Origin of the sequence: Lysobacter claricitrinus (genome assembly GCF_045866565.1) — a bacterium.
GTDB lineage: Bacteria > Pseudomonadota > Gammaproteobacteria > Xanthomonadales > Xanthomonadaceae > Cognatilysobacter > Cognatilysobacter claricitrinus.
Window position 1 is genome coordinate 1 of record NZ_BAAFZV010000015.1, and the last position, 553, is coordinate 553.

Genomic DNA, 553 nt, shown 5'->3' on the forward strand with positions numbered 1-553 from the left:
CCGAACCGACTGCCGGCGGTCGTCGCAGCCCGGCGGCGAACGACGCCGGCGAAACCACCGTGCGCGTCGACGTGCGTCGCCTCGACGCGATGGTGAACCTCGTCGGCGAACTGGTGCTTGCGCGCAATCGCCTGAAGACGATCCGCCCGCGCCTGCGCGACGAAGACCTCGATCGCGCCGTCACCGTGCTCGACGCCGCCACCAGTCGCCTGCAATCCGCGGTGATGATGGCGCGCATGCAGCCGGTCGGCCGCGTGTTCTCCCGCTTCCCGAAGCTTGCGCGCGATGTCGCGCGTCAGGTGAAGAAGTCGGTCGAGCTCGAAGTCATCGGTGCGGAAACCGAACTCGATCGCAACCTCGTCGAAGCCCTGTCCGATCCACTGGTGCATCTGGTGCGCAACGCGATCGACCACGGCATCGAATCGCCGGAAACGCGTCGCCTTGCCGGCAAGAACGAACAGGGCAACGTGCGCCTGTCCGCGCAGCAGGAAGGCGATCACGTGATGATCGAAGTGCGCGACGACGGCGCCGGCATCGACCCCGACAAGATCCG

At 67.3% G+C, this 553-nt stretch carries 1 protein-coding gene; it reads left to right on the plus strand.

The features are described from left to right. The coding region (locus ACKTTN_RS14660; RefSeq protein WP_407910646.1) for an ATP-binding protein at nucleotides 1–553 on the plus strand (553 nt) is incomplete at both ends.